This is a genomic window from Methanosarcinales archaeon (assembly GCA_014859725.1).
GTDB lineage: Archaea > Halobacteriota > Methanosarcinia > Methanosarcinales > Methanocomedenaceae > Kmv04.
In genome coordinates this window covers 1-1,782 of the sequence record JACUTQ010000277.1, presented here as the reverse complement: position 1 = coordinate 1,782, position 1,782 = coordinate 1, and the positions used below count along the sequence as shown (strand labels likewise).

Here is a 1,782-nt window from a genome sequence, read left to right as displayed (position 1 = left end):
GGGCTTCTGAGTTTGAAACCGTAAAGAAGTCTATTTTAGTTTTTGACGACGCAGTACGGGATGTCGCTTGGGAACTAGGTGGTTCCCGATCCGCAAGGTTTACAGTAAATTATGGGCAGCTGGAGTTAATGCCCAATGATGCCGTGAAAGGGGGATTACCCTTAATAATAAATGTAACTGACTATCCAAATGCTAGTTATTCCACCTATACAGGCTATGTGCGATACAGAATATCAACGAATTACGTCACCTTCGGGAATGGATATGAATCCTACATTTTAGGAGATGATAAGACCATTGTATCTGCAGGCATGGAGAGCTTTGGTCGAGCATTGATAAAGCAGGAACCAAGCTGGGTTAACATTATTTTGAACTATAGAGTTCGAGCCGTGAAAACTTACACCGTTAACGTTACCCAACCCGACAATCAGACGGTGCCAGTAAGTTACGTGAACATATGGATTATTAAAATGAAAATAACGAGTTGGTCAACATTCATCGGCGATTTTGATTTAACAGCGAGATCTTTTAACATAACAACCAAATCTTATGGTGGTTCCGATGGTAATGGCTATCCTGTCATGAATGGCAAATGCAACATACTTGCTCAGTTAGGAAACGAATCTGATACTGCCACTATTCCATTGGATGGTGAGAAGGTTGTTTTCAATTTTATTGTTGCTGAAATAGAAGTATCAACTTGATGGAGGAGTGTGGATTGCCATCCCCAACAATAAGTTATCTCATTTGCAGTATGGCTTTAGTGATGCTGATTTTTGTGATGCCTTTCTTCTATGCCATTGTAGCCAACAATATTCGTGCTGATATGATGCGGAGGGAATTAAAAGAGATTACTGATTACGTGTCGAATACTTTGGCCAATTTGTATTTTTTGGTTAATTCGACTGATTCCCCTGATGTTTCTCTGGAGAAGGAGTTGATGTATTTGCCTTCCACAGTTGAAAATTCAGTTTATATTGTAAACATTGACGGAAGCGGCGAAAACGCTTCAAAAATAACTGCATATTTGAAGGATAGGTCTTCGGTTGCGGCAGATGCGTGGCTTGTACCAGGCTTGAAGGTTGGTGCAGACTATTCCATAGAAAGTGGTGGAAGAACAGTTGTTGCTGGTTGTAGTCGAAGTGGGACAGGCGTTTATGTTTGGATTAGGTATGGGTGATATGGGGTGGTGTATCTGTGAAGAACCATTGTATCGTAAGACTTAATAGATACGTCCTATACAAGCTATAAAGTGGAGATCAAACATATGAATGCGGTTTATGATCACATTATAGCTATTCTTGTCGTAGGCGCAATTTTTGTCGGAACAGTTGTCGTTATGCCAACCATGAGTCTCATAAACCTTCAAGCCGTTGACCAACAGCAACTAAGAAACACAGCGCTAAACGTGTTTAATGCAATGCTTCTAGGGAGAGGCTGTCCGTCAGATTGGGGATCTACATTTCCCTTTGACCAGAACAATGTTGAAACCTTCGGACTGGCTTATTCAGAAGAGTGTTCAATGTACGTATTGGACACGGACAAAGTGCAGAGACTAGACCAAGACAGCCCGGGGTACATAAAATACGAATATGCAAAAGATTTGCTTAAACTTGAGGGGTATGGCTTTAGCCTCAACATTTTTCGACCCTTTACGGTTGACTGGGATCTTGAAATTGATGAAACTACGAGTCTTGTCCAGTTCGCAGTTAAAGTGACCCGTAGTGAGGATGGGGCACCTATTCCAAATGCTCAAGTAAGCGTTACAATTATGGCTACAGC

At 41.4% G+C, this 1,782-nt stretch carries 3 protein-coding genes; all 3 read left to right on the top strand.

The annotated features are described in order from the left end of the window. The coding region (locus tag IBX40_13255) for a hypothetical protein (GenBank protein MBE0525279.1) at positions 1-704 on the top strand (704 nt) is incomplete at its 5' end. A gap of 14 nt (positions 705-718) precedes the next feature. Next, on the top strand, positions 719-1,180 hold the full coding sequence (locus IBX40_13250; GenBank protein MBE0525278.1) for a hypothetical protein: 462 nt from the start codon (positions 719-721) through the stop codon (positions 1,178-1,180). An 87-nt stretch (positions 1,181-1,267) separates the two neighbouring features. Beyond that, a partial coding sequence (locus IBX40_13245; protein MBE0525277.1) for a hypothetical protein occupies positions 1,268-1,782 on the top strand: 515 nt, incomplete at its 3' end.